Origin of the sequence: Streptomyces sp. NPDC059455 (assembly GCF_042750115.1) — a bacterium.
Lineage (GTDB): Bacteria > Actinomycetota > Actinomycetes > Streptomycetales > Streptomycetaceae > Streptomyces > Streptomyces endocoffeicus.
The window spans coordinates 12,152-34,007 of record NZ_JBHYVB010000087.1; the positions used below are offsets into that span (position 1 = coordinate 12,152).

Sequence of the window (21,856 nt, forward strand, 5' to 3'; positions counted from 1 at the left end):
GGTGTGCCCGCTGCTGTCGCCCGGGCTGCCGTGCCCGGACGCCCAGGACCCCGGCGCGGCGCATCCGGCGGGGTCCTGGACATCGCTTGATGAACTAGTTGCGCCAGATCAAGCATTTTTCGGAAGGGGGTCCGGACCCCGCCGACCCGCAGCCCGGAGGGGCTCTGGCCACCGAGCACGGGAGCCGCCACTGGCCCTGCCCGCACCGGCCCGGCGGTCGGCGGCGAGGCCCGCGCTCCCGCCCCCTGCCCCGCTGCTCAATGGCGCCGAAGGCGCGAAACGAAACCCGCACTCAACAACCGACCGGCACTGGCACCGGCAGCGGCGGCTGATGGCTGATGGCTGATCGAGCGGGCCCGCCGCCCCAGGGCCCGGGGCAGCGTGGCCCGGTAGGGCCCGCCGGACAGCGCTCCTACCGCCGCTGGGTCGTATGGGGCGCGGCCGTGAGCTGGTTGTCGAAGTCGACCACGCCCTCGATCGCGCGGATGAGGCGGGCCGCCGCCGGGATGAGGACGGCCTCCTTGACCCGTCCGGTCAGGGTGACCACGCCCTCGTTCACGCTCACCCGGACGGTTTCGCCCTGGGCCGGGAAGAGGTGGGTCACCACCTCGCGGCGTACCTCGTCCTCGATGTCCTCGTCCGGTCGCAGGAACACCTTCAGCAGGTCGGCGCGGCTGACGATGCCCTCCAGGCGGCCCTCCTCGTCCACCACCGGGAGCCGCTTGACCCGCTTGTGGGTCATGATCCGCGCGGCCTCGGCGAGCGTGGCGCCCGCGTGCACGGTGATGGCGGGGGTCGTCATCAGCTCATCGGCCGTCACCGCGCCCGCCTTGGCGACACCGGGGAGGTCGCGCAGCTGCGCCACCCGCGCGGGGTCGCTGTCGCGGAACTCCTCCTTGGGCAGCAGATCCGCCTCGGAGACCACGCCGATGACCCGGCCCTCGCCCTCCAGTACCGGCAGGGCGCTCACCCTCCACTGCTCCAGGGTTCTGACGATCTCCTTGAACGGCGCTTCGCGGCCGACGGCGACGACGGTATGGGTCATCACATCGCTCACGATGTGGGCACTCCGGGGCACGGCATCCTCCTTCGTCACGCTGCCTGTCTTCCGCCCGCCTCGCCACTGGCCGCCAGCCGGACCTCGATCCGGCGGCGCACCCGCCCCGCGAGCCGGGCCAGCCCGGCGGAGGTGGAGGGCCTGGGCGGGGCCGGGCGGCGGATCCGCCGGGCGTGCGGCGGCAGCCCCGCGAGATCGGTGTCGAACCGCCGCCGGGCGCGGTCGAGGGTGTCGGGGGCTCCGGTCCGTACGCCCTCCCGCATCACGGTCTCCAGCAGCGGCGCCCCGCCGTGGGGCGGAAGCTCGTCGCGCTCGCCGATCACATCGGCGAAGCCGGGGCGCCGCCACACCTGCTTGGTGCCCGGGGCCGTGGCCTTGGCCGAGGACAGTTTCATCACCGGCCGCCCGTCGTAGGCGACCAGCTTGTACGCGGTGTCCAGGGAGGCGGCGTCGGCCGACACGCCCATCCGGGTACCCACGGCGTAGACATCGATCGGCGCGCCCGAGTGGATCAGGTCCTCGATGGCGTACTCGTCGAGCCCGCCGCTCGCCACGATCCGCACCTCCGGCAGCCCCGCCGCGTCGAGGATCTCCCGCGCCCGCACCGCCTCATCTCCCAGGTCGCCGCTGTCCAGCCGGATCGCGCCGAGGGGCCCGGATTCCAGCTCGCGCAGCACCCGCGCCGCGGTGGCCACGCCGGTCGCCGTGTCATAGGTGTCCACCAGGAGGGTGACCGGGCCGGGGTGGGCACGGGCGAACGCGCGGAACGCGGTCTCCTCGTCCTGGAACGCCTCGATGTACGCGTGCGCCATCGTCCCGGTGGCCTCGATCCCGTAGGCCGCGGCCGCCGCCACATTGCTGGTCGCCGTGAACCCGGTCATCGTGGCCAGCCGCGCCGACTGCAGCCCGGACCAGGGGCCGTGGGTGCGGCGCAGCGAGAAGTCCACCACCGGGCGCCCCTCCGCGGCCACGACACACCGGGCCGCCTTGGAGGCGATGGTGGTCTGGTGGCTCAGCTGCCCCAGCAGATACGTCTCGACCAGCTGGGCCTGCGGCAGCGGCGCGGTCAGCTCCAGCAGCGGCTCCCCGGCGAGGACGATCCGTCCCTCGGGCACCGCCCGCACCTCGCCGTCGAAGCCGAGCCCCAGCAGCGGTTCGAGGTCCTCGTACGGACGGCCCATCGCCGCGGCGTACGCCGCCACGTCCTCGGGCGCCACGCGGAAGCCGGACAGGAAGTCCAGCGCCGGCTCCAGGCCCGCGGCGACCAGGAAGCCCCGCTCGGGCGGCAGATCGCGGACGTAGAGGTCGAAGGTGGCCGGGGCGGTCATGCCCTCGCGCAGATACGACAGGGCCATCGTCACCTCGTAGAGGTCGGTGGTCATCGCCTCCGACACGTCACTCCCGCCTCCCTCCGGACATCGCCCGCTTCCCTCCGGGCATCACTCGTCTCTTTCCGGACATCAGCCGCGCGGGACGACCGCCACCGGGCACGGCGCGTGGTGCACCGCCGCGTGGATCACCGGGCCCAGGTGGGGGACGGGGCCCGGCTCCGTCTCGTCGCGGCCCAGCACGAGCAGCCCCGAGCCCGGCGCGGTGTGCACCACGCCGAGCGCCGGGCGCTCCGCGGTGAACGCCTCCGCCACCGGTACCCCGGGGTATCGCTCCCGCCAGGGGCGCAGCGCCGCGTCCAGCGCACCCTCCTCCGCCGCCTCGTCCCCCGCCGCCGCCTCGTCCCCCGGCCCGTGCGCGCCCGCGTGCACGGCCCGCAGCACGCCGCCGCGCCGGGCGGCGGCGTCGAAGGCGAACCGCAGCGCCTCCTCGTTCGGCCGCCGCAGGGACACCCCGACGGCCACATCGGCGGTCAGCGGCTTGTCGTCGGCGTGCACCATGATCATCGGGCGTACCCCGTGCGCGAGGACCTGGCGGCCGGTCGATCCGAGGAGGAAGCCGCCGGGGGCGCCGCGGCCGCGCGAGCCGAGTACCAGCATCTCGGCGTCCCGGGCCGCGTCCAGCAGGGCGGGCACGGTCTCGCGCGGCACCAGCTCGGCCGAGACCCGCAGCCCCGGGTGGGTGTCGCGCAACTCGCCCACCAGGTCGGTCAGCAGCCGCCGCGACCAGTAGCTCTGGTCGTCCTCGTGGGGGAGGGCCGGGGCCGGGGGCGACGGCGGGTTCCAGACGTGGATCAGACGCAGCCGCAGATCGCGCAGCACCGCCTCGCGCGCCGCCCAGTGCGCGGCCGGCGGGCTCTCGGCGAAACCGTCGATCCCGACGGCGATGGGTGCTCCCATGCGCATCGCCTCCCCGCTCACGTCCCCCGGGCCACCAGCGGACGGGCGGCCTCGCCGAGCGCGATCTTGATCGCGCCGGTGTCGGCGGCGTGGGCGAAGACGTCGTACGCCTCCTCCATCTGGTCCAGCTCGAACAGATGGGTGATCAGCGTGGACGTGGGCAGCCGCCCGGCGCACAGCAGGGAGAGCAGGGTGGGGGTCGAGTAGGTGTCGACCAGCCCGGTGGTGATCGTCACATTCTTGATCCACAGCTCTTCGAGATGCAGTGTCGCGGGCTGGGCGTGCACCCCCACGTTGGCGATCCGGCCGCCCGGCCGCACCATCCGGGTGCAGGTCTCGAAGGACCGAGGGCTCCCCACGGCCTCGATCACCACATCGGCGCCGAGCCCCTCGGTGAGATCGTCGACCAGCCGCTCCGGATCCTCGGCGGAATCCGCCACCGCGTCGGCGCCGACCCGCTTGGCGGCGTCCAGCCGGGCCGTGTCCGGATCGATGGCGATGATCCGGCCGGGGGAGAAGAACTGCGCCGTGGCGATGGAGGCCAGCCCGACGGGCCCGGCGCCCACCACCGCGACCGTGTCACCCGGCCCCACCCGGCCGTTGAGGACGCCCACCTCGTACGCGGTGGGGAAGACATCCGCCAGCAGCACCACGTCATGGCCCTCGGCCGACCCCGTCAGCGGATGCGTGGACAGATCGGCGAACGGCACCCGCACATACTCGGCCTGGGTGCCGTCGACCGTACGGCCCAGGATCCAGCCCCCGCCGTCACGGCACTGCCCGTAGCCGCGCTCCCGGCAGAAGCGGCAGTGGCCGCAGGCCGAGATGCAGGAGATCAGCACCCGGTCGCCGGGACGGATCCCGCGGACGTCGGCACCGGTCTCGACGACCTCGCCGACCCCCTCGTGACCGAGCACCCGGCCGGGCTCGATGTCCGGCACCTCGCCGCGGAGGATGTGCAGATCGGTGCCGCAGATGGTCGTGGTGTCGATCCGGACGATCGCGTCGGTGGCGGCCTCGAGTTCGGGGTCGGGCACCTCCTGCCAGGAGGACCGCTCCGGCCCGTGGAAGACGAGTGCTTTCATGGCCGCTTCCCTTTCCTCCGATGGTGTTCCGCGGCGGGGCTCATCGCTGGGGCACGACCGCGACCGGGCAGGCGGCGTGGTGCGCCACGGCCTGGGTGACCGGCCCCAGCCGGGGGCCGAACCCCACCCGGCGTGGACCGCGGCCCACGACCATCAGCGCCGTCCCCGCCGCCGCGGCCACCAGCCGCCGGGCCGGGCTGTCCGACGCGACCTCCTCGAAGACCCGTACCTCGGGGAACTTGTCCCGCCACGGCGCCAGCACCTCGCCCAGCGCGTGCTCGGCCTCCTTGCGCGCGTCGCTCAGCCCGACGTCCACCACCCAGGGGGCGTCGCCCCGGATGGCGGGGACCCGGGTGGCGTAGACGGCCCGCAGCACACCGTCGCGCCGGGCCGCGGCGTCGAAGGCGAACTCCAGGATGTCGTCGCACGGCTCGCGCGGTTCCACGCCGACCACCACATCGCCGTGCCGCTCCTCGTGCCCGTCCGCCCGCACCAGGACCACGGGGGTCATGGAACGCGCCGCGAGCTCCAGGCCGACCGAGCCGAGGAAGAAGCCCGCGACCGCGCCGATGGAACGGGACCCCACCACCAGCAGCTGGGCCCGCTCCGCCTCGGCCAGCAGGACGGGCGCGGGCAGGCCGGAGATCTGAGCGGTGAGAATCGTCGTCTCCGGGTGGTCGGCGTCCAGCTCGGCGCGTGCCGCGTGCAGGGCGCGCTCGGACCAGTACTGCCAGGCGGCCTCCCGGCCCGGTGTCAGATCCTTCTGCTCGGGCCCCGGCCACGCGTTCACCAGCCGCAGTGGCGCACCGCGCGAACGGGCCTCATGGGCGGCCCAGCCGGCGGCGGCCAGACTCTCGTCGGAACCGTCCAGTCCGACGGTGACGGGGCGCGCCATCGCTGCCTCCTTCCCGGCAGGTGCCCGGCCCGGACGCCGGGGGCGCCCACTTCTCGCGGGCCCTGATTGCGCGGTGCGCGGTAGTGGGACGTCCGCTTCTCCGCGTCGGCTGGTTGCCCCCGGTGCCATCTCCAGCGGACCATGACCGGGCCCCCGCCGACAGGGCCGACCGGTCCCGGGGAGGCCCCGGGGACCAGGTCTTACGGCCCTTTCCGTCGCCCGGAGCCGGAGGCTGACCCGGCACCCCTGGACACTGCTTGATGAAATAGTTGCGCCAGATCAAGCTTTTTTCGGGAAGGGGCACCGGACCTCGTCGCCCGCAGTCCGGAGGGGCTTCGGCCACCGAGCACGGAGCCAGTCCACTAGCGCCTACTCCACCGGCACCAACACCACCGGACAGTGCGCATGATGCAGTGCCGCATGCGTGACCGGCCCGAGCTGCATGCCGAGCCGGGGCGTCCGCCGGTGGACGGCCAGCACCAGGACGTCCGCCGCCCGCGACGCCTCCACCAGGGCCTGCGCGGGGGCACTGTGGGTGGTGTGCTCCCGCACCCGGACCTGCCCGAACTCCTCGCGCAGCCCGGCCACCATCCCGTACGCCACCGTCTGCTCCCGCTCGGCGCGCAGCGCCACCACCTCCCGCGCGGGCAGCGCGTGATCGCCCGCGAAGACCCTCGGCTTCGGCCAGGCGTAGAGCACCCGCAGCCGGGCGCGGCGCCGGGCGGCCTCCTCGAAGGCGAAGCGGGCCGCCGCCGAGTCCGCGCCGCTCTCCACCCCGACCAGCACCTTGCCGTGGCCCTCGGGCCCGTACGCCCTCGTGGACCCGCCGCGCACCACCAGCAGCGGGCGCCGGGTGTGGGCGGCCAGCCGCAGCCCGACCGAGCCGAGCAGCAGCCCGGTGAAGCCGCCGAGCCCCCGGGTGCCGATGACGATCAGCGAGGCGTCCTCGCCGATCCGCAGCAGCTCGGGCACCGCGTCCTGGGCCGTCAGGGTGGGCACGATCCGCAGGTGCGGATCCTGCTCCTGGGCCCGCGACATGGCCAGCCGCAGCACGGTCCTGGCGATCTCCACCGCGGGCCGCCGCGGTTCGCTGTCCGGGTCGAAGGCGAGCGGGTCGGTCCGGGCCCATGGCCAGGCGTGCACGATCTCCAGCGTGGCGTCACGCCGCCGCGCCTCGGCGACCGCCCGGTCCAGCGCGGCCCAGGCGCTGTCGGAGCCGTCCAGGCCCACCACCACCCGGCCGTCCCGCAGCGGCTTGCCGGCCGGGCGGGTCATCGCCGCGCACCTCCCCGGTCCGCGGAGTCGTCGACCCGGTAGCTGAGCCGGTCGACCACGGCCACCACGCCGTCCACCTGCCCGGTCATCCGGATCGCGATGGGGATCTCGCTGTGCCGGTCCAGCTGCCCCTCCAGCCGTACGACCCCGTCGGTCACGGTGACCGCGACGGACTGCGGGCCGAGCCACAGCGACCGGACCAGCACCTCGTCGATCACCTCGGCGCGAATCTCGTCGTCCGGGCGGAGGAAGACCCGCAGCAGGTCCCGGCGGGTGACGATGCCGATCAACCGGTCCTCCTCGTCGACGACGGGCAGCCGCTCGACGCGATGGCGGTCCATCGCGCGGGCGGCGTCCACGATGCTGTCCTGGGGGCGCACGGTGACCGCGGGGCGCGACATCAACTGGCCGGCCGTCGGAGCGGGCTCGCTGAGATCGGTCCCGGTGATCATGCCGACCACCTTGTCGTCCTCGTCCACCACGGGCAGCCCGTTGAAGCGGTGCCGGGAGAGCAGCGCACCGACCTCGTCGAACGACGTCTTGGAGCTCACCCGGACGACGTCGTCGGTCATCACATTGCCGATCTTGCGGTGCTTCATCCGTGCCTCCGCGGTCCGCCCCAGTCCGTCCCGGCCGGTCCGCTCCGGTCCGCCCCGGTCCGCCCCGGTCCGCTCCCAGCGTGGGACGGCGCTCCGGCCCCCTTCTTGGGCTGCCCGGGGTCCGCTCGGGACCGTTCGGCCCGCACGGGTGCCCTGGGCCGAACGACCCCCGGCGGGGCCGAAACGCCCCTCGCGCGGCATCCCGCACGGGCGGGAGGGTGAAGGCGTCGGGACAGGGGGGCGAAGGCGTTCGGCACGAGCGCGGCACCGCCGCGCGGAAGGTGGTGGAAACGGTGGAGCTCCCCCTCGTGGTGGGCGTCGACGGCTCGCACCACAGCCTCCAGGCGGTGGACTGGGCGGTGGACGCGGCGGCCCGGCACGCGGTGCCGCTGCGGCTGGTCCACGCCTCGCTGTGGGAGCGGTACGAGGGCATCGCGCCCGCCGCCGACCCCGAGCGCCCCTGGGAACAGATCAGGGACGAGGACATCGCCGCGTCCGCCGCGGAGCGCGCCCGCCGCCGCGGCCCCGATGTGAAGGTCGCCGCCGAGGTCCTGCCGGAGGACCCGGTGGACGCGCTGCTGCGCACCGGGCGGGAGGCCTCGGGCGTGGTCGTCGGCTCCCGCGGCCGCGGTGAACTCGCCGGGCTGCTGCTCGGCTCGGTCGGCCTCGCGGTCGCCGCCCGCGCCACCTGCCCGGTGACGGTCGTACGCGGCGGCGAGCCCAACCGGGGCGGCGCCTTCGGCCGGATCGTGCTCGGCGTGGGCGAGCCCGGCGAGGCGGGCGGCCCCTCGGCCGCGGTCCGGTTCGCCTTCCGCGAGGCCGCGGCGGGCGGCCGCACGCTGGAGGCCGTACGGGCCTGGCGCGCGCCCGCCGGTGAGGTGACGGATGAACTGCTGCTGGAGGGGGACCCGGTGCGTGCCCACTGGGCACGGGCGGAGCGGACGCTGGAGGACGCCCTGCGGACCCCCCGACGAGACCACCCCGAGGTCACCGTGCACCACGCGACGGTCGAGGGCACGGCCCGCAAGGCGCTCCTCCACGCCGCCGCCACCGCCGATCTGCTGGTCCTCGGCGCCCGCCGCGGCCACGGTCGCACCGCCGGGCTGCAGCTCGGCCGCATCGCCCACGCGGCCCTGCACCACGCGCCCTGCCCGGTGGTGATCGTGCCGGAGCGGGACTGAACGGCAGGCGGCACGGCAGGCGGGTACACAACAGGGGCGGCACGACCGGCCGGTACACAACAGGCGGCACGACTGGCGGTACACAACAGGCAGCACGACCGGCGGGCACGCAACAGGCAGCACGACCGGCCGGCACACAACTGGACACCACGAGACGGGCACGTCACCGGAGACCACGAGGGAGAGAGGCCCATGCCAGACGCACCGACCACGACGGGCTCGCCGGACGGCGGGCTCGCCGACGACCGGATCCGCGCCCTGGACGCCCACTGGCGCGCCGCCAACTACCTCGCGGTGGGCCAGATCTATCTGCTGGCCAACCCGCTGCTGACCGAGCCGCTGCGCCCGGACCACATCAAGCCCCGGCTGCTGGGCCACTGGGGCACCTCACCCGGACTCAACCTCGTCCACACCCATCTGAACCGCGTCATCAGGGACCGCGACCTGGACGCCATCTGTGTCTGGGGCCCCGGGCACGGCGGCCCCGCGGTGCTCGCCGGCTCCTGGCTGGACGGCAGCTACTCCGAGGTCTACCCGGACGTCAGCCGGGACGCGGCGGGCATGGCCCGGCTCTTCCGGCAGTTCTCCTTCCCCGGCGGGGTGCCCAGCCATGTGGCCCCCGAGACCCCCGGCTCGATCCACGAGGGCGGTGAGCTCGGCTACTCCCTCGCCCACGCCTACGGGGCCGCGCTGGACAACCCCGGGCTGCTGGTCGCCTGCGTCATCGGCGACGGCGAGGCCGAGACCGGTCCGCTGGCCGGCTCCTGGCACGCCAACAAGTTCCTGGACCCGGTCCACGACGGCGCCGTGCTGCCGATCCTCCACCTCAACGGGTACAAGATCGCCAACCCCGCGGTGCTCGCCCGGCTCCCCGGACCCGAACTCGACGACCTGCTGCGGGGATACGGCCACGAGCCGATCCACGTCGCCGGGGACGAGCCGCTCGAGGTGCACCGGGCCATGGCGCACGCCCTGGACGAGGCGCTGGACCGGATCGCCCTGCTCCAGCGCACCGCCCGCGAGGAGGGCATCGCCGAGCGGCCGCGCTGGCCCGTCATCGTGCTCCGTACGCCCAAGGGCTGGACCGGTCCCGAGGAGGTCGACGGGGTTCCCGTGGAGGGCACCTGGCGCGCCCACCAGGTCCCCCTGCCGGGCGTCCGGGAGAACCCGGAGCATCTGCGGCAGCTGGAGCGCTGGCTGCGTTCGTACCGCCCCGAGGAACTCTTCGACGCCGACGGGCGGCCCCGGCCGGACCTGCTGGCCGAGGTCCCGGAGGGCGACCGCCGCCTGGGCGCCAATCCGCACGCCAACGGCGGACTGCTGCTGCGCTCGCTGCCCGTGCCCGACCTGGAGCGGTACGCGGTCCCCGTGGACAAGCCCGGCGCGACCCTGCACGAGCCGACCCGGGTCCTCGGCGGGCTGCTGGAGCAGGTCATGGAGGACACCGCCGACCGCCGCGACTTCAGGGTGGTCGGCCCCGACGAGACCGCTTCCAACCGGCTGGAGGCCCTCTACCACGCGACTGGCAAGGCGTGGCAGGAGTCCATCGTGCCCACCGATGAGCACCTCAGCCGCCACGGCCGGGTCATGGAGATCCTCTCCGAGCACCTCTGCCAGGGCTGGCTGGAGGGCTATCTGCTGACCGGGCGGCACGGCCTCTTCTCCTGCTACGAGGCGTTCGTGCACATCGTGGACTCCATGGTCAACCAGCACATCAAATGGCTGAAGGTGTCCCGCTCACTGCCCTGGCGGCGCCCCGTGGCCTCCCTCAACTACCTGCTGACCTCCCATGTGTGGCGCCAGGACCACAACGGCTTCTCGCACCAGGACCCCGGCTTCGTCGACCATGTGCTCAACAAGAGCCCGGAGGTGGTGCGCGTCTATCTGCCGCCGGACGCCAACACCCTGCTCAGCGTGGCCGACCACGTCCTGCGCAGCCGCGACTACGTCAACGTGGTCGTCGCGGGCAAACAGCCCTGCTTCGACTGGCTCGACCTCGACCAGGCGCGCGCCCACTGCGCCCGCGGGGCCGGGACCTGGGACTGGGCCGGCACCGAGAACGGCGCGGGGGAGCCGGATGTGGTGCTGGCCGCCGCGGGCGATGTGCCCACCCAGGAGGTCATCGCGGCCGCCGGGATCCTCCGCCGCCATCTGCCCGATGTGGCCGTGCGGGTGGTCAACGTGGTCGACATGACCCGGCTGCTGCCGAAGGAGGAGCATCCGCACGGGATGACGGACCACGAGTTCGACGCCCTGTTCACCCGCGACCGGCCGGTCATCTTCGCCTACCACGGCTATCCGTGGCTGGTGCACCGGCTGTCCTACCGCCGGGCCGTCCACCCCAACCTCCATGTGCGCGGCTACCTGGAGATGGGCACCACCACCACGCCGTTCGACATGGTGGTCCGCAACGACCTGGACCGCTACCGGCTGGTGATGGACGTCATCGACCGGACCCCCGGGCTCGCGGTGCGCGCCACGGCCGTACGGCAGCGGATGCAGGACGCCCGCACCCGCCACCAGGCCTGGATCCGTGCGCACGGCACCGATATGCCCGAGGTCGCCGAATGGTCCTGGACCGGCTGAACACCGGCCGGTGCCACTCTCACCCGGTGGGGAAGTAGCCCTCCAGATAGGCGTTGCGGAACTTCCCCGCCGGGTCGTGCTCGGCCAGCAGCCGCGCGAAGTCGCCTGCCCGGTCGTACGAGGACAGGATCCGTTCCGGCGCGGCCGTGGTCAGCTTGCCCCAGTGCGGCCGCGCCCCCAGCGGCAGCAGCGCCTCCTCCATCGCGGCCACCACCTCGACTACCGCGTCGTGATCGGGGACCCAGGTGAAGTGGAAGGCCACGCTGTCCCGGCCGTTCGCGGGGCTCAGCCACAGCTCGTCCGCCGCGACCGTACGGACCTCGGACACCTGCACCACGGGCGCGATCCGGTCGCCGAGCCCGCGCAGCGCGGCGAACGCCGCCGAGGCCGCCTCGCGCGGCAGCAGCAGCTCCGACTGGAGCTCATCGCCGTTGCTGGGGGTGAAGTCCGGGCGGAAGTGCGGCAGCCGCTCATGCCACGGTCCCGGCGCGCCCAACTGCTCGGTGCAGTGCAGCGGCGGCATCGCGGGCACCGGGTGGTGGTGGCGGTTGGCCGGGTGGGCCCCCAGCCACGGCTGTCCGGGCTCGGGGGGATCGGGCAGATCGGTGCGGCACTTCAGCCACACCACGCCCTCGCCCGAGCGCCAGTCGGTGAAGACGCTGACGCTGTAGGCGGCGCCGAAGATCTCCTCGAAGCTGTCGTCCAGCCGGTCCAGCGGCAGCCCGGTCCACACCCACTGGGCCACGTCGAAGGTGGGCTCGATGTCCAGCGTCATGGCGGTGACCACGCCAAGACCGCCGAGCCCGACCACGGCCCCGTTCAGCCGGTCCGGGTCCTCGTCCCGGCTGATTCGGGTCACCTCGCCGTCGGGGCCGACTATCTCCAGCCCCGCGACCGCCGCCGCCAGACAGCGCTGGTCGCTCCCCGAGCCATGGGTGGCGGTGGTACAGGCCCCCGCGACCGTGATGTGCGGCAGCGAGGCGAGGTTGGCCAGCGCGAAGCCCTCCGCGTGCAGGGCCTGGGCCACATGGGCGTACCGCATGCCCGCCGCGATGGTCGCGGTGCCCTTCCCGGGGTCTGTCTCCACCCGGTGCGGCAGCCGGTCCAGGTTCACCAGATCGCCCTCGGTGTCGGCGATGCGGTTGAAGGAGTGGCCGGTGCCCAGTACCCGTACCCGGTCGGCGGAGCTGACGATCCGCCGCAGCTCGTCGACGCTGTCCGGGTGGTGCAGCCGGGCGGCGGAGAAGGTGATGTTCCCGGCCCAGTTCGTCGGGGCTTGGGTGGTCGGCATCCGTGTCGTCCTGTTTCGGCTGGAGGGCGATGGGTGATGGGTGGGCGATGGGTGATGTTGTCAGCACCTTCGTACAGGTCCGCACCCTGATCCGTACAGACCCGGTTTCGCCGTCCACGGCCCGTCCATGGCCGGGCCCTGACCCATCCATGGCCCGTCCCTCACCCGTCCCTGGCCCGTCCCTGACCCGGACGGCCCAGCAGGACGGGCCGCCGTGCCGAAGCGCCCCGACGATGGGCCCATGACCGCCCCCAAGCCACAACGCCCGAGGTCGGCACTGCTCGGCGAGCTCTGCGCGGAGTTCGCGGGCACCATGGTGCTGATCCTCTTCGGCTGCGGTGTGGTGGCGCAGGTCGTGGCGGGCGGCGACCTCACCAAGCCCCCGGGCGCGCTCGGCGATCACGACTCCATCTCCTGGGCCTGGGGGCTGGGCGTCACCTTCGGTGTGTATGTGGCGGCGCGGCTCAGCGGGGCCCATATCAACCCGGCGGTCACCCTCTCCCTGGCGGCCTTCAAGGGCTTCCCCTGGAACAAGGTCCTGCCGTACACCGTGGCCCAGACGGCCGGGGCGTTCGTCGGGGCCCTGCTGGTGCGCTGGAACTACACCGAGGCGCTGGGCCACGCCGACCCGGGGCACACCTTCAAGACCCAGTTCGTCTTCTCCACCCTCCCCGGCAACGGAGTCCTTCCGGTCAGCGAATGGGGCGCGCTCCGCGACCAGGTCATCGGCACCGCGATCCTGGTGCTGCTCATCTTCGCCGTCACCGATGTGCTGAACTCGGCCCCGAAGGCCAATCTGGGGCCCTTCGTCATCGGGCTGATCGTGGTCGCGATCGGCATGGCCTGGGGCGCCGACGCGGGGTACGCCATCAACCCGGCCCGTGACTTCGGCCCCCGGCTGGCCAGCTATCTCACCGGATACGGCAGCGCGTGGCGGGACCAGTACGGGGATCTGTACTTCTGGGTGCCGATCGTGGGCCCGCTGGTCGGCGGGCTCATCGGCGCAGCCCTCTACCAGGTCCTGATCAGCCGCTTCCTCCCGGCGGCCGAAACGGAGGTGGGCCGCACGCCGACCCCCGAGTAGCCGATCCGGGCCGTACCCCACCCACGAGAGGCGGCAGCATGCCGGAATTCATCGGTGCGGTGGACCAGGGAACCACCAGCACCCGTTTCATGATCTTCAATCACGACGGTGACGAGGTGGCGCGGTACCAGCTGGAGCACCGCCAGATCCTGCCGCGCGCGGGGTGGGTCGAGCACGACCCGGTGGAGATCTACGAGCGCACCAACTCGGTGATGCAGAACGCCCTCCGCGCGGGCGGGCTCGCCCCCGCCGACCTGGCCGCGATCGGCATCACCAATCAGCGCGAGACCACCGTGATCTGGGATCCGCGCAACGGCCGCCCGTACTACAACGCCATCGTCTGGCAGGACACCCGCACCGACACCATCGCGGCCGCGCTGGAACGGAACGGCCAGGGCGAGGTGATCCGCCGCAAGGCGGGGCTGCCGCCCGCCACCTACTTCTCCGGCGGCAAGATCAAGTGGATTCTGGACAACGTCGAGGGCGTCCGCGAGGCCGCGGAGGCAGGCCACGCCCTCTTCGGCAACACCGACGCCTGGGTGCTGTGGAACCTCACCGGCGGCCCCGGCGCCGGCATCCACGCCACCGATGTCACCAACGCCAGCCGCACCATGCTGATGGACCTGGAGACACTGGACTGGGACGACGAACTGCTGGAGATCTTCGGCATTCCGCGGGCGATGCTGCCGACGATCAACCCCTCCTCCCACTCCGAGGCGTACGGCCAGGCCCGCACCTCCCGCCCGCTGCGCACCGCCACCCCCATCACCGGCGTCCTCGGCGACCAGCAGGCGGCCACGGTCGGCCAGGTCTGCTTCGCCCCCGGCGAGGCCAAGAACACCTACGGCACCGGCAACTTCCTGCTGCTCAACACCGGATCGGAGCCGATCCGCTCGGCCAGCGGACTGCTCACCACCGTGGCGTACCAGTTCGGCGACGGCCCTCCCGTCTACGCCCTGGAGGGCTCGATCGCCGTCACCGGCTCGGCCGTCCAGTGGCTGCGCGACCAGATGAAGATGATCGACGACGCCGCGGGCAGCGAGCGACTCGCCCGCACCGTCGAGGACAACGGAGGGGTGTACTTCGTGCCCGCCTTCTCCGGGCTCTTCGCCCCGTACTGGCGCTCCGACGCCCGCGGCGCGATCGTCGGCCTCACCCGCTTCAACACCAATGGCCACATCGCCCGCGCCACCCTGGAGGCCATCTGCTACCAGAGCCGGGACGTGGTCGAGGCCATGGAGCGGGACGCCGACATCCACATGGACGTCCTGCGGGTGGACGGCGGGGTCACCGACAACGAGCTGTGTATGCAGATCCAGGCCGATGTGCTGGGCGTACCGGTCAGCCGCCCGGTCATCGCCGAGACCACCGCCCTGGGCGCCGCCTACGCCGCGGGGCTGGCCACGGGGTTCTGGCGGGACACCGATGAGCTGCGCTCCCACTGGAGCGAGTCCAGGCGATGGGAGCCGCAGTGGGACGAGAAGACCAGGAAGGAGGGGTACACGGGCTGGAAGAAGGCCGTCCAGCGCACCCTGGACTGGGTCACGGTCGAGTAGGCCCGGCGGGGCCCGGGGGCCCGGGGGCCCGGGGCGGAACGACCGCGCCGGTTGCGCCGGGCGTCCCGCGGCGGTTCGCTGGAAGTACCCGGTGGTGGCCGAGACACCCTGGGACCGCGCCGTGTCCGCCACCACCGCCGCTTGTCAGCGATCGACGCGGAGGTGATCCAGGTGAAAGCCGTCGTCTATGAGAAGCCCTACTCGGTGGCGGTGAGGGACGTCGACGATCCTCGGATCGAGCATCCGAACGATGTGATCGTGCGCGTCACCTCCAGCGCGATCTGCGGCTCCGATCTGCATATGTACGAGGGCCGGACGGCGGCCGAGCCCGGCATCGTCTTCGGGCACGAGAACCTCGGCGTGGTCGAGGAGACCGGTTCCGGCGTCGTCTCGCTGACCAAGGGCGACCGCGTGGTCATGCCGTTCAACGTGGCCTGCGGATTCTGCAAGAACTGCCTCGCGGGCGACACCGGCTTCTGCCTCACCGTCAACCCCGGTTTCGCGGGCGGCGCCTACGGCTATGTGGCGATGGGCCCGTACAAGGGCGGCCAGGCCGAACGGCTGCGGGTGCCCTTCGCCGACTTCAACTGCCTGAAGCTGCCCGAGAGCGATCTGGAGACCGACTTCATCCTGCTCGCCGACATCTTCCCGACCGGTTACCACGGCTGTGAGCTGGCCCAGGTCTCCCCGGGCGAGAGCGTGGCCGTCTACGGGGCGGGTCCGGTGGGGCTGATGGCCGCCTACTCCGCGCTGCTGCGCGGCGCCGCCACGGTGTTCGTCGTCGACCGGGTCCCCGAGCGGCTGGAGAAGGCCAGGGAGATCGGCGCCGTCCCCATCGACTTCAGCAAGGGCGACCCGGTGCCGCAGATCATGGACCGCACCGGCGGCGAGGGCACCGACAAGGGCATCGACGCGGTGGGCTACCAGGCCCAGGCGCACGACGCCAGTCATGAGGAGCCCGCGTCGGTGCTCAACTCGCTGGTCGACACGGTACGGCCGACCGGGCGGCTCGGTGTGCCGGGGCTGTACGTCCCCTCCGACCCCGGCAGCCCGGATGAGCACGCCAAACACGGTCAGCTGCTGGTCTCCATCGGCCGGATGTTCGAGAAGGGTCAGCGCATGGGCACGGGCCAGTGCAACGTCAAGCGCTACAACCGCCAGCTGCGCGACCTGATCATCGCCGGGCGCGCCCGGCCCAGCTTCGTGGTCTCCCATGAACTGCCGCTGGACCAGGCTCCGCAGGCGTACGAGAAGTTCGACAAGCGGGTCGAGGGCTACACCAAAGTGGTGCTGCATCCGGCGCTCGCCGCCTGACGGTCCCTCGGCGCCGTGGCCCCTGCGATCCTCTGCGGCCGACATAACCAAAAACATCACTGAATGGGGTGATATGCACCATACTTGGTTATGTGCACCCGAACGGCTGTCTCGTTCAGCTCCGGGAGGAGGAGCGATCATGAAGAACTGCCGGGTGGCACTGGCCTTCGTCGGTGGCTATCTCTTCGGGCGTGGCCACAGGGGGACCTTGGTCCTCGGCCTCGCCGGCCTCGCCGCGGGCAAGCGCCTCACCTCCGGATTCAACCCACCGGGCGCCCAGCAGCTGAAGTCCTCCGAGCTTGGCAGGCTCGGCCAGGACATCGGCAGTCGGCTGGTCTCCGCGGGCCGCGAGGCGGCCATGTCGGCGGCCAGTAACCGCATGGACGCCCTGAGTGACCGGCTGGAGCGGCGCGCCGCGACCCTGCGCACCGGTGGCGCGGGGGACCGCGGGCCGGAGGCCGGGGAGGACGAAGAGCCGGAGGAGCACGAGGAGCACGAGGAGCACGAGGAGCGCGGCGAGCGCGAGCGCGGGAGCGCCGCACGGTCCCGCGAGGGCGGGCAGCGTGAGCGCGCCGACGGGCAGCGCGAACCGTCCGACCGTCCGGCGAAGACCAGGAAGCGGACCGGCTCCGAAGGGCCCGCGCGGCGAAGCCAGAGGTGAGGGCCATGGCTGAGGAAACCAAGGGGCAGACCGGCGGGCGCGCGCTCGCCCGGGAGCTGCCCACCGACCGCCTGCTGAAGGAGGCGCAGGGCCTGCTGGCGGCGCTGGGCGAACGGGCCCTGGCATCGGTCACCCACCTGGGCAACCCCGGGTCGGGCGCGCTGAAGGGCGGTCTGGAGCAGGTGAAGGACAAGGTCGTCGACACGGCCAAGGAGCAGATGAAGGACCAGGTCAAGGGGAAGGTCAAGGACCAGGTCAAGGAGAAGGTCGTCGACACGGCCAAGAGCATCATCCCGGGCCTCGGCGGCGGTGACGGCGATGGCGGCGGCAAGGGCGGCAAGAAGCTCAAGGTCACCAACATCGTGGAGCAGATGGACGTGGGCGCGCCCCTCTCCCTCACCTACAACCTCTGGACGGAGTGGGAGAACTTCCCCTCGTACATGAAGAAGGTCGAGGACGTCCGGAACGAGGACGGGGACGAGGACGAGGGCGGGACGGAATCCGAGTGGAAGGCCCAGGTCTTCTGGTCGCACCGCAAGTGGCGGGCCGAGGTCATCGAGCAGGTGCCGGACAAGCGCATCATTTGGACATCGCGGGCCGACAAGGGCCATGTGGACGGCACGATCACCTTCCACGAGCTGGCCCCCGACCTCACCCGCATCCTGTTCGTCCTGGAGTACTGGCCGCAGGGGTTCATGGAGCGCACCGGCAACCTCTGGCGCGCCCAGGGCCGCCGGGTGCGCCTGGAGATGAAGCACTTCCGCCGCCACCTCATGCGCGAGGTGCTGCTCGACCCCGACGAGGTCGTGGGCTGGCGCGGCGTGGTGCACGACGGCGAGATCGTGGAGGACGACGAACGAGAGGGGCGGGAGCGCGAGGAGGAGCCCGAGGAGGGGCCCGAGGAGGGCGAAGAACCGGGGGAAGAGTACGAGGCCGAGGAGCCCGAGGAGTACGAGGACGAAGAGCCCCGGGACGAATACGACGAGGAGGAGTACGAGGAGGAGCCCGCACGGCGCCGCGCGCGCCGCTGACGGACCCCGCCCCCGGAACGGGTGAGCGCGGTGACCGTAGCACGGCAGCAGCAGAGCCAGTATCTGGACCGGGCGAGTTCCAGCGCCCTGGTCGACGTGGTCGACCTCATCCTGGACAAGGGCCTGGTCATCGATGTGTATGTGCGGGTGTCCCTGGTGGGCATCGAGATCCTGACCATCGACGCCCGTATCGTCGTCGCCAGCGTGGACACGTATCTGCGGTTCGCGGAGGCGACCAACCGACTCGACCTCGCCCGCAGCGGCACCGAAACCCATGGTCTGCCCGGCCTCATGGACGAGATCCGGGAGGGCGGCGGCAAGAAGAAGACCAAGGGCGCCCTGGAGGGCGTCAAGGAATCGGTCTCGGATCTGCTGCGGGACGATGACGACGAGGACCGGGAACCCGAGGCCGAGGAGCGGGAGCGGCCCCGGCGCACCAGGGGTTCCCCCAGCCACAGGGAGCGCGAGCGGTGATGGCCGAGGACGGACGTGCCTGCTATGTCTACGGGGTCGTCACGGACGACCGCCCCGATGAGTCGGTCAAGGACCTGCCCGCCGTCGGGGACCCGGAGGCCCCGGTGACCCTGGTCCGCCAGGGCGGCCAGGCCGCGGTGGTCAGCGAGGTGCCCGTCGACAAGCCGCTGGGCACCCCCGAGGATCTGCGCACCCACGCCAGGGTGCTGGACCACCTGGCCGCGCAGGGCTCACCGGTGCTGCCGTTCCGCTTCGGCACCGTGGTGCGCGACACCGCGGCGGTGGCGGACGAGCTGCTGGCCGAGGGGCACGACGACTTCGCCCGCGGCCTCGACCGGCTCCGCGGCCGTACGCAGCTCACCGTGCGGGCCCGCTATGACCAGGACGCGGTGCTGCGCGAGGTGGTGACCGAACAGCCCGAGGCCAGACGGCTCCGCGACGAGCTGCGGGGGCTGCCCGAGGACGCGGGCTACGAGCAGCGGCTCGAGCTCGGCCAGCTCGTCATGGACAGCATCGCCGCGAAGCGGAGCGTGGACGCGCTGGAGCTCGACCGGCGGCTGGCGCCGTACGCGCTGGGCTCGGTGTCGGAGGAGCCGGCGTCCCCCGAGGGGCTGATCAACGCCTCGTTCCTGGTGGAGGACGCGAAACGGGAGGCGTTCGAGGAGGCGGCCGAGGAGCTCGCCGCGCACTGGCACGGCCGGGTCCGGATGCGTCTGCTCGGCCCGCTGGCGCCGTACGACTTCGTGGCCGACGCGACGCTCGAAGGGAAGGAAGGCGACGAGTAGCCATGGGACTGTTCACCGGCCTGGCCACGCTGCCGCTGGCCCCGGTGCGGGGCGTCGTCTGGATCGCCGAGCGGATCCATGACGAGGCCCATCGGCAGCTGTACGACCCCGAGGTGATCAAGCAGCGGCTGGAGGAGGTCGCGGAGGCCCGGGAGAGCGGGGAGCTCACCGAGGAGGAGGCGGCCCGGGAGGAGGACGAACTGGTCCGCAGGCTGATGTCCCAGGGGCCGCCCGACGGGGGCCTGGAGGTATGAGCCGTGCCCCGCGAACGGCCCCGGGAGGAACACCACCGCGAGGAGAGGCCACGCGCCCGGCCCCGTGAGGAACGACCTCGTGAGGAGCGGCCCCGTGAGGAGCGGTCCCGTGAGGAGCGGGACCGCGCGGAGTGGCCTCGCGAGGGCGAGCCGGAGTGGCGCGAGCCCGAGCGGGAGCGCCCCCGCCCCCGGCGTCCCGCGCTCGTGGCCCGCGACGCCGCGCGCAGCGCGGCCCGCCACGTACAGGGGCTGACCGGGCGGACCCCGGAGGGCGTCACCTCGCTGGAGCGCACGGAGGACGGCTGGACCATCGGCATCGAGGTGGTCGAGACCCACCGGATCCCGGACTCCACCGACATCCTCGCCGAGTACCAGGTCGAGCTGGACGACCGCGGCGAGCTCGTCTCCTACCACCGCACCGAGCGCTACTACCGGGGCAGGGCGGAGAACCGGACATGAACCAGAGCTCCGACTGGAACCCACCGGTCCGGCGCGCCGGCGCCGCACGCGAACCCGCCCGCCGGGGCGCCGAGCCGTCCAGCCTGGCCGACATCCTGGAGCGGGTGCTCGACAAGGGCATCGTCATCGCGGGCGACATCCAGATCAATCTGCTGGACATCGAACTGCTGACGATCAAGATCCGGCTGCTGGTCGCCTCCGTGGACCGGGCCAAGGAGATGGGCATCGACTGGTGGGAGCACGACCCCTCGCTCTCCTCCGGCGCCCGGGACGTCCTGGAGGAGAACGAGCGGCTGCGGCGGCGCGTCGGCGAGCTGGAGGACGGCCGCGGCGCGCACCGGGAGGACGACCACGGGACCCAAGGCGCGGAGCGGGAGGACGAACGGTGAACGGTTCCCTCGCCACCTGGCTGTACGCGGTGACGGCCGCCCCGGAGGACGGCGCCCCGCCACGGGGGCTCACCGGCGTGGCGGACGAGCCGGTGCGCCTGGTGGAGAGCGCGGGGCTGGCCGCCGTCGTGGGCTCCGTACCGCTGGAGGACTTCGGCGAGGACGCGCTGCGCGGCCATCTGGAGGACCTGGAGTGGCTGGAGCGCACCGCCCGCGCCCACCACCGGGTGATCAACGGCGCGGCCCGCCACGGCCAGGTCATCCCGCTGCGCTTCGCCACGCTCTACCACGACGACGACCGGGTCCGGGCGATGCTCCAGGAGCGCCGGGACGACTTCACGGCCACGCTGCGGCGGGTGGCGGGCCGTACCGAGTGGGGCGTCAAGGCGTATGTCGACCCCAGGTCCTTCCTGCCCGACCCGGACGAGCCCACCGAGGGCGAGGAGAGCCCCGGAACCGCCTATCTGATGCGGCGCCGTGCCCAGCGGCAGGACCAGGAGACCGCGCATCTGCGCGCGACCGAGCGGGCGGAGGAGATCCACGCCTCCCTGGCCGCGCTGGCGGTGGCCACGGCCGCCCATCCACCGCAGGACACCGCGCTGGCCGCGTACGAGGGGTGGATGGTGCTGAACAACTCCTATCTGGTGCCCGACGCCCTCGGTGAGGAGTTCACCGCCCTGGTGACCGACCTGGCGGAGCGCTACCCCGCCATCACCCTGGAGGTCAGCGGCCCCTGGCCGCCGTACTCCTTCACCGCCCCGCCGAAGCGGGCGGAGGACCAGCCGGAGGAGACGCCGTCGTGACCCGGGCGATCGAGCGGCGGGAGGTGGCCCTGGTCGACCTGCTCGACCGGGTGCTCGCCGGAGGCGTGGTGATCGCGGGGGAGATCACCCTGTCCATCGCCGACATCGACCTGGTGCGGATCTCGTTGCGCGCCCTGATCGCCTCCGTACGGGTGGAGAACGAGGACGGGTGGGAGGCGGATCGCCATGACCGCCGTGAAGGGGGGCCGCCATGACGGATGACCGCGCTCCCCGGCGGCCCGGGCGGCGGATCGAGGTGGACGAGGAGTCGGTCCGCAGGAGCCTGGCCGGTCTGGTGCTCACCATCGTCGAGCTGCTGCGGCAGCTCATGGAGCGGCAGGCGCTGCGCCGCGTCGAGCAGGGCGGCATCAGCGATGAGCAGATCGAGGAGCTGGGGCTGACGCTGATGGCTCTGGAGCGGAACATGGCCGAGCTGCGGGAGCACTTCGGGCTGACCGAGGACGACCTCAACCTGGACCTGGGCCCGCTGGGCCCCCTGCTGCCCCGCGACCGCTGACCGGCCCCCAGCCCCCAGCGCAACCCCTGACCGGCCGCTGACCAGGGAATCCGGTGTCGATTCGCGAGACAACCGGTCCGGATCCGCCGGCCGCCGAGTAATGTGCGGGTGTGGGGATCACGCTCAACCTCCAGCGCGCCCAACCGGCCGACGTGCACGGCGGGCGGTCGCCGCGGGGCGCGCGCCAGTGCAAGCTGGCCCGCATGGGCCAGCCCCACCCCCACCCCGAGGCCCCGGGCGGGTGGCGGGGGGGGGGGGGGGGGGGCGCGGGC

23 protein-coding genes are annotated in these 21,856 nt (G+C 72.8%); 15 read left to right on the top strand and 8 right to left on the bottom strand.

From position 1 onward, the window contains the following. Positions 1-412: 412 nt before the first annotated feature. The 7 genes from ACFXB5_RS27900 to ACFXB5_RS27930 all read right to left on the bottom strand — a co-directional run bounded on the left by ACFXB5_RS27900 (position 413) and on the right by ACFXB5_RS27930 (position 7,199). On the bottom strand, positions 413-1,078 hold the full coding sequence (locus ACFXB5_RS27900; protein WP_385212601.1) for a CBS domain-containing protein: 666 nt from the start codon (positions 1,076-1,078) through the stop codon (positions 413-415). A gap of 14 nt (positions 1,079-1,092) precedes the next feature. Beyond that, positions 1,093-2,451, bottom strand: coding sequence for a nicotinate phosphoribosyltransferase (locus ACFXB5_RS27905; protein ID WP_385212603.1), 1,359 nt, complete (start codon positions 2,449-2,451; stop codon positions 1,093-1,095). 66 nt (positions 2,452-2,517) lie between these two features. After that, positions 2,518-3,345 carry a universal stress protein gene (locus tag ACFXB5_RS27910; RefSeq protein WP_385212605.1) on the bottom strand — a complete coding sequence of 276 codons (828 nt, stop codon included), beginning with the start codon at positions 3,343-3,345 and terminating at the stop codon, positions 2,518-2,520. 17 nt (positions 3,346-3,362) lie between these two features. Then, positions 3,363-4,430, bottom strand: coding sequence for a zinc-dependent alcohol dehydrogenase family protein (locus ACFXB5_RS27915; protein WP_385212607.1), 1,068 nt, complete (start codon positions 4,428-4,430; stop codon positions 3,363-3,365). Positions 4,431-4,470: 40 nt separating this feature from the next. Beyond that, the gene (locus tag ACFXB5_RS27920) at positions 4,471-5,325 is read right to left on the bottom strand and encodes a universal stress protein (protein ID WP_385212608.1); all 855 of its coding nucleotides are present in this window, start codon (positions 5,323-5,325) and stop codon (positions 4,471-4,473) included. Between the two features lie 369 nt (positions 5,326-5,694). Further along, a complete protein-coding gene (locus tag ACFXB5_RS27925) occupies positions 5,695-6,600 on the bottom strand; it encodes a universal stress protein (RefSeq protein ID WP_385212610.1) in 906 nt (301 codons plus the stop codon). Continuing rightward, a complete protein-coding gene (locus ACFXB5_RS27930; RefSeq protein ID WP_385212612.1) occupies positions 6,597-7,199 on the bottom strand; it encodes a CBS domain-containing protein in 603 nt (200 codons plus the stop codon). The genes ACFXB5_RS27925 and ACFXB5_RS27930 overlap by 4 nt, the downstream gene beginning before the upstream one ends. 293 nt (positions 7,200-7,492) lie before the next feature. On the opposite strand from ACFXB5_RS27930, the gene ACFXB5_RS27935 reads away from it, so the two are divergent. Continuing rightward, positions 7,493-8,380: a universal stress protein gene (locus ACFXB5_RS27935; protein WP_385212614.1), complete on the top strand. Its 888-nt coding sequence runs from the start codon at positions 7,493-7,495 to the stop codon at positions 8,378-8,380. A 192-nt stretch (positions 8,381-8,572) separates the two neighbouring features. Beyond that, a complete protein-coding gene (locus ACFXB5_RS27940) occupies positions 8,573-10,966 on the top strand; it encodes a phosphoketolase (RefSeq protein WP_385212615.1) in 2,394 nt (797 codons plus the stop codon). Positions 10,967-10,985: 19 nt separating this feature from the next. On the opposite strand, the gene ACFXB5_RS27945 is transcribed toward ACFXB5_RS27940, so the two are convergent. After that, positions 10,986-12,257 carry an FAD-binding protein gene (locus tag ACFXB5_RS27945; protein ID WP_385212617.1) on the bottom strand — a complete coding sequence of 424 codons (1,272 nt, stop codon included), beginning with the start codon at positions 12,255-12,257 and terminating at the stop codon, positions 10,986-10,988. A gap of 241 nt (positions 12,258-12,498) precedes the next feature. Here ACFXB5_RS27945 and ACFXB5_RS27950 point away from each other — a divergent pair, with 241 nt between their 5' ends. The 13 genes from ACFXB5_RS27950 (at position 12,499) to ACFXB5_RS28010 (ending at position 21,584) form a co-directional block, all read left to right on the top strand. Then, a complete protein-coding gene (locus ACFXB5_RS27950) occupies positions 12,499-13,341 on the top strand; it encodes an MIP/aquaporin family protein (protein WP_385212619.1) in 843 nt (280 codons plus the stop codon). A 38-nt stretch (positions 13,342-13,379) separates the two neighbouring features. Continuing rightward, on the top strand, positions 13,380-14,897 hold the full coding sequence (gene glpK, locus ACFXB5_RS27955) for a glycerol kinase GlpK (RefSeq protein ID WP_385212621.1): 1,518 nt from the start codon (positions 13,380-13,382) through the stop codon (positions 14,895-14,897). Positions 14,898-15,068: 171 nt separating this feature from the next. Beyond that, the gene (locus ACFXB5_RS27960; protein WP_385212648.1) at positions 15,069-16,211 is read left to right on the top strand and encodes a glutathione-independent formaldehyde dehydrogenase; all 1,143 of its coding nucleotides are present in this window, start codon (positions 15,069-15,071) and stop codon (positions 16,209-16,211) included. A gap of 139 nt (positions 16,212-16,350) precedes the next feature. Then, complete coding sequence (locus ACFXB5_RS27965) at positions 16,351-16,872, top strand: hypothetical protein (protein ID WP_385212622.1); 522 nt, start codon at positions 16,351-16,353, stop codon at positions 16,870-16,872. 5 nt (positions 16,873-16,877) lie between these two features. Next, complete coding sequence (locus tag ACFXB5_RS27970) at positions 16,878-17,903, top strand: SRPBCC family protein (RefSeq protein ID WP_385212624.1); 1,026 nt, start codon at positions 16,878-16,880, stop codon at positions 17,901-17,903. A gap of 30 nt (positions 17,904-17,933) precedes the next feature. Continuing rightward, positions 17,934-18,377, top strand: a complete 444-nt coding sequence (gene gvpJ, locus ACFXB5_RS27975; RefSeq protein WP_201848271.1) for a gas vesicle protein GvpJ — start codon at positions 17,934-17,936, stop codon at positions 18,375-18,377. Continuing rightward, positions 18,377-19,162 (top strand): GvpL/GvpF family gas vesicle protein, encoded by a 786-nt coding sequence (locus ACFXB5_RS27980; RefSeq protein ID WP_385212626.1) that lies wholly within the window; start codon positions 18,377-18,379, stop codon positions 19,160-19,162. Before gvpJ ends, ACFXB5_RS27980 begins: the two co-directional genes overlap by 1 nt. Positions 19,163-19,164: 2 nt before the next feature. Then, positions 19,165-19,416: a gas vesicle protein GvpG gene (locus ACFXB5_RS27985; protein WP_037952520.1), complete on the top strand. Its 252-nt coding sequence runs from the start codon at positions 19,165-19,167 to the stop codon at positions 19,414-19,416. Between the two features lie 3 nt (positions 19,417-19,419). Further along, positions 19,420-19,875 (top strand): gas vesicle protein, encoded by a 456-nt coding sequence (locus ACFXB5_RS27990; protein ID WP_385212628.1) that lies wholly within the window; start codon positions 19,420-19,422, stop codon positions 19,873-19,875. Next, the gene (locus ACFXB5_RS27995; protein WP_385212630.1) at positions 19,872-20,264 is read left to right on the top strand and encodes a gas vesicle protein; all 393 of its coding nucleotides are present in this window, start codon (positions 19,872-19,874) and stop codon (positions 20,262-20,264) included. Before ACFXB5_RS27990 ends, ACFXB5_RS27995 begins: the two co-directional genes overlap by 4 nt. After that, entirely contained in the window at positions 20,261-21,067 is an 807-nt protein-coding gene (locus ACFXB5_RS28000) for a GvpL/GvpF family gas vesicle protein (RefSeq protein WP_385212632.1), read from the top strand. The genes ACFXB5_RS27995 and ACFXB5_RS28000 overlap by 4 nt, the downstream gene beginning before the upstream one ends. Continuing rightward, the gene (locus ACFXB5_RS28005) at positions 21,064-21,282 is read left to right on the top strand and encodes a gas vesicle protein (protein WP_385212634.1); all 219 of its coding nucleotides are present in this window, start codon (positions 21,064-21,066) and stop codon (positions 21,280-21,282) included. Before ACFXB5_RS28000 ends, ACFXB5_RS28005 begins: the two co-directional genes overlap by 4 nt. Continuing rightward, positions 21,279-21,584: a gas vesicle protein K gene (locus tag ACFXB5_RS28010; RefSeq protein WP_020866465.1), complete on the top strand. Its 306-nt coding sequence runs from the start codon at positions 21,279-21,281 to the stop codon at positions 21,582-21,584. The genes ACFXB5_RS28005 and ACFXB5_RS28010 overlap by 4 nt, the downstream gene beginning before the upstream one ends. Positions 21,585-21,856 lie beyond the last annotated feature (272 nt).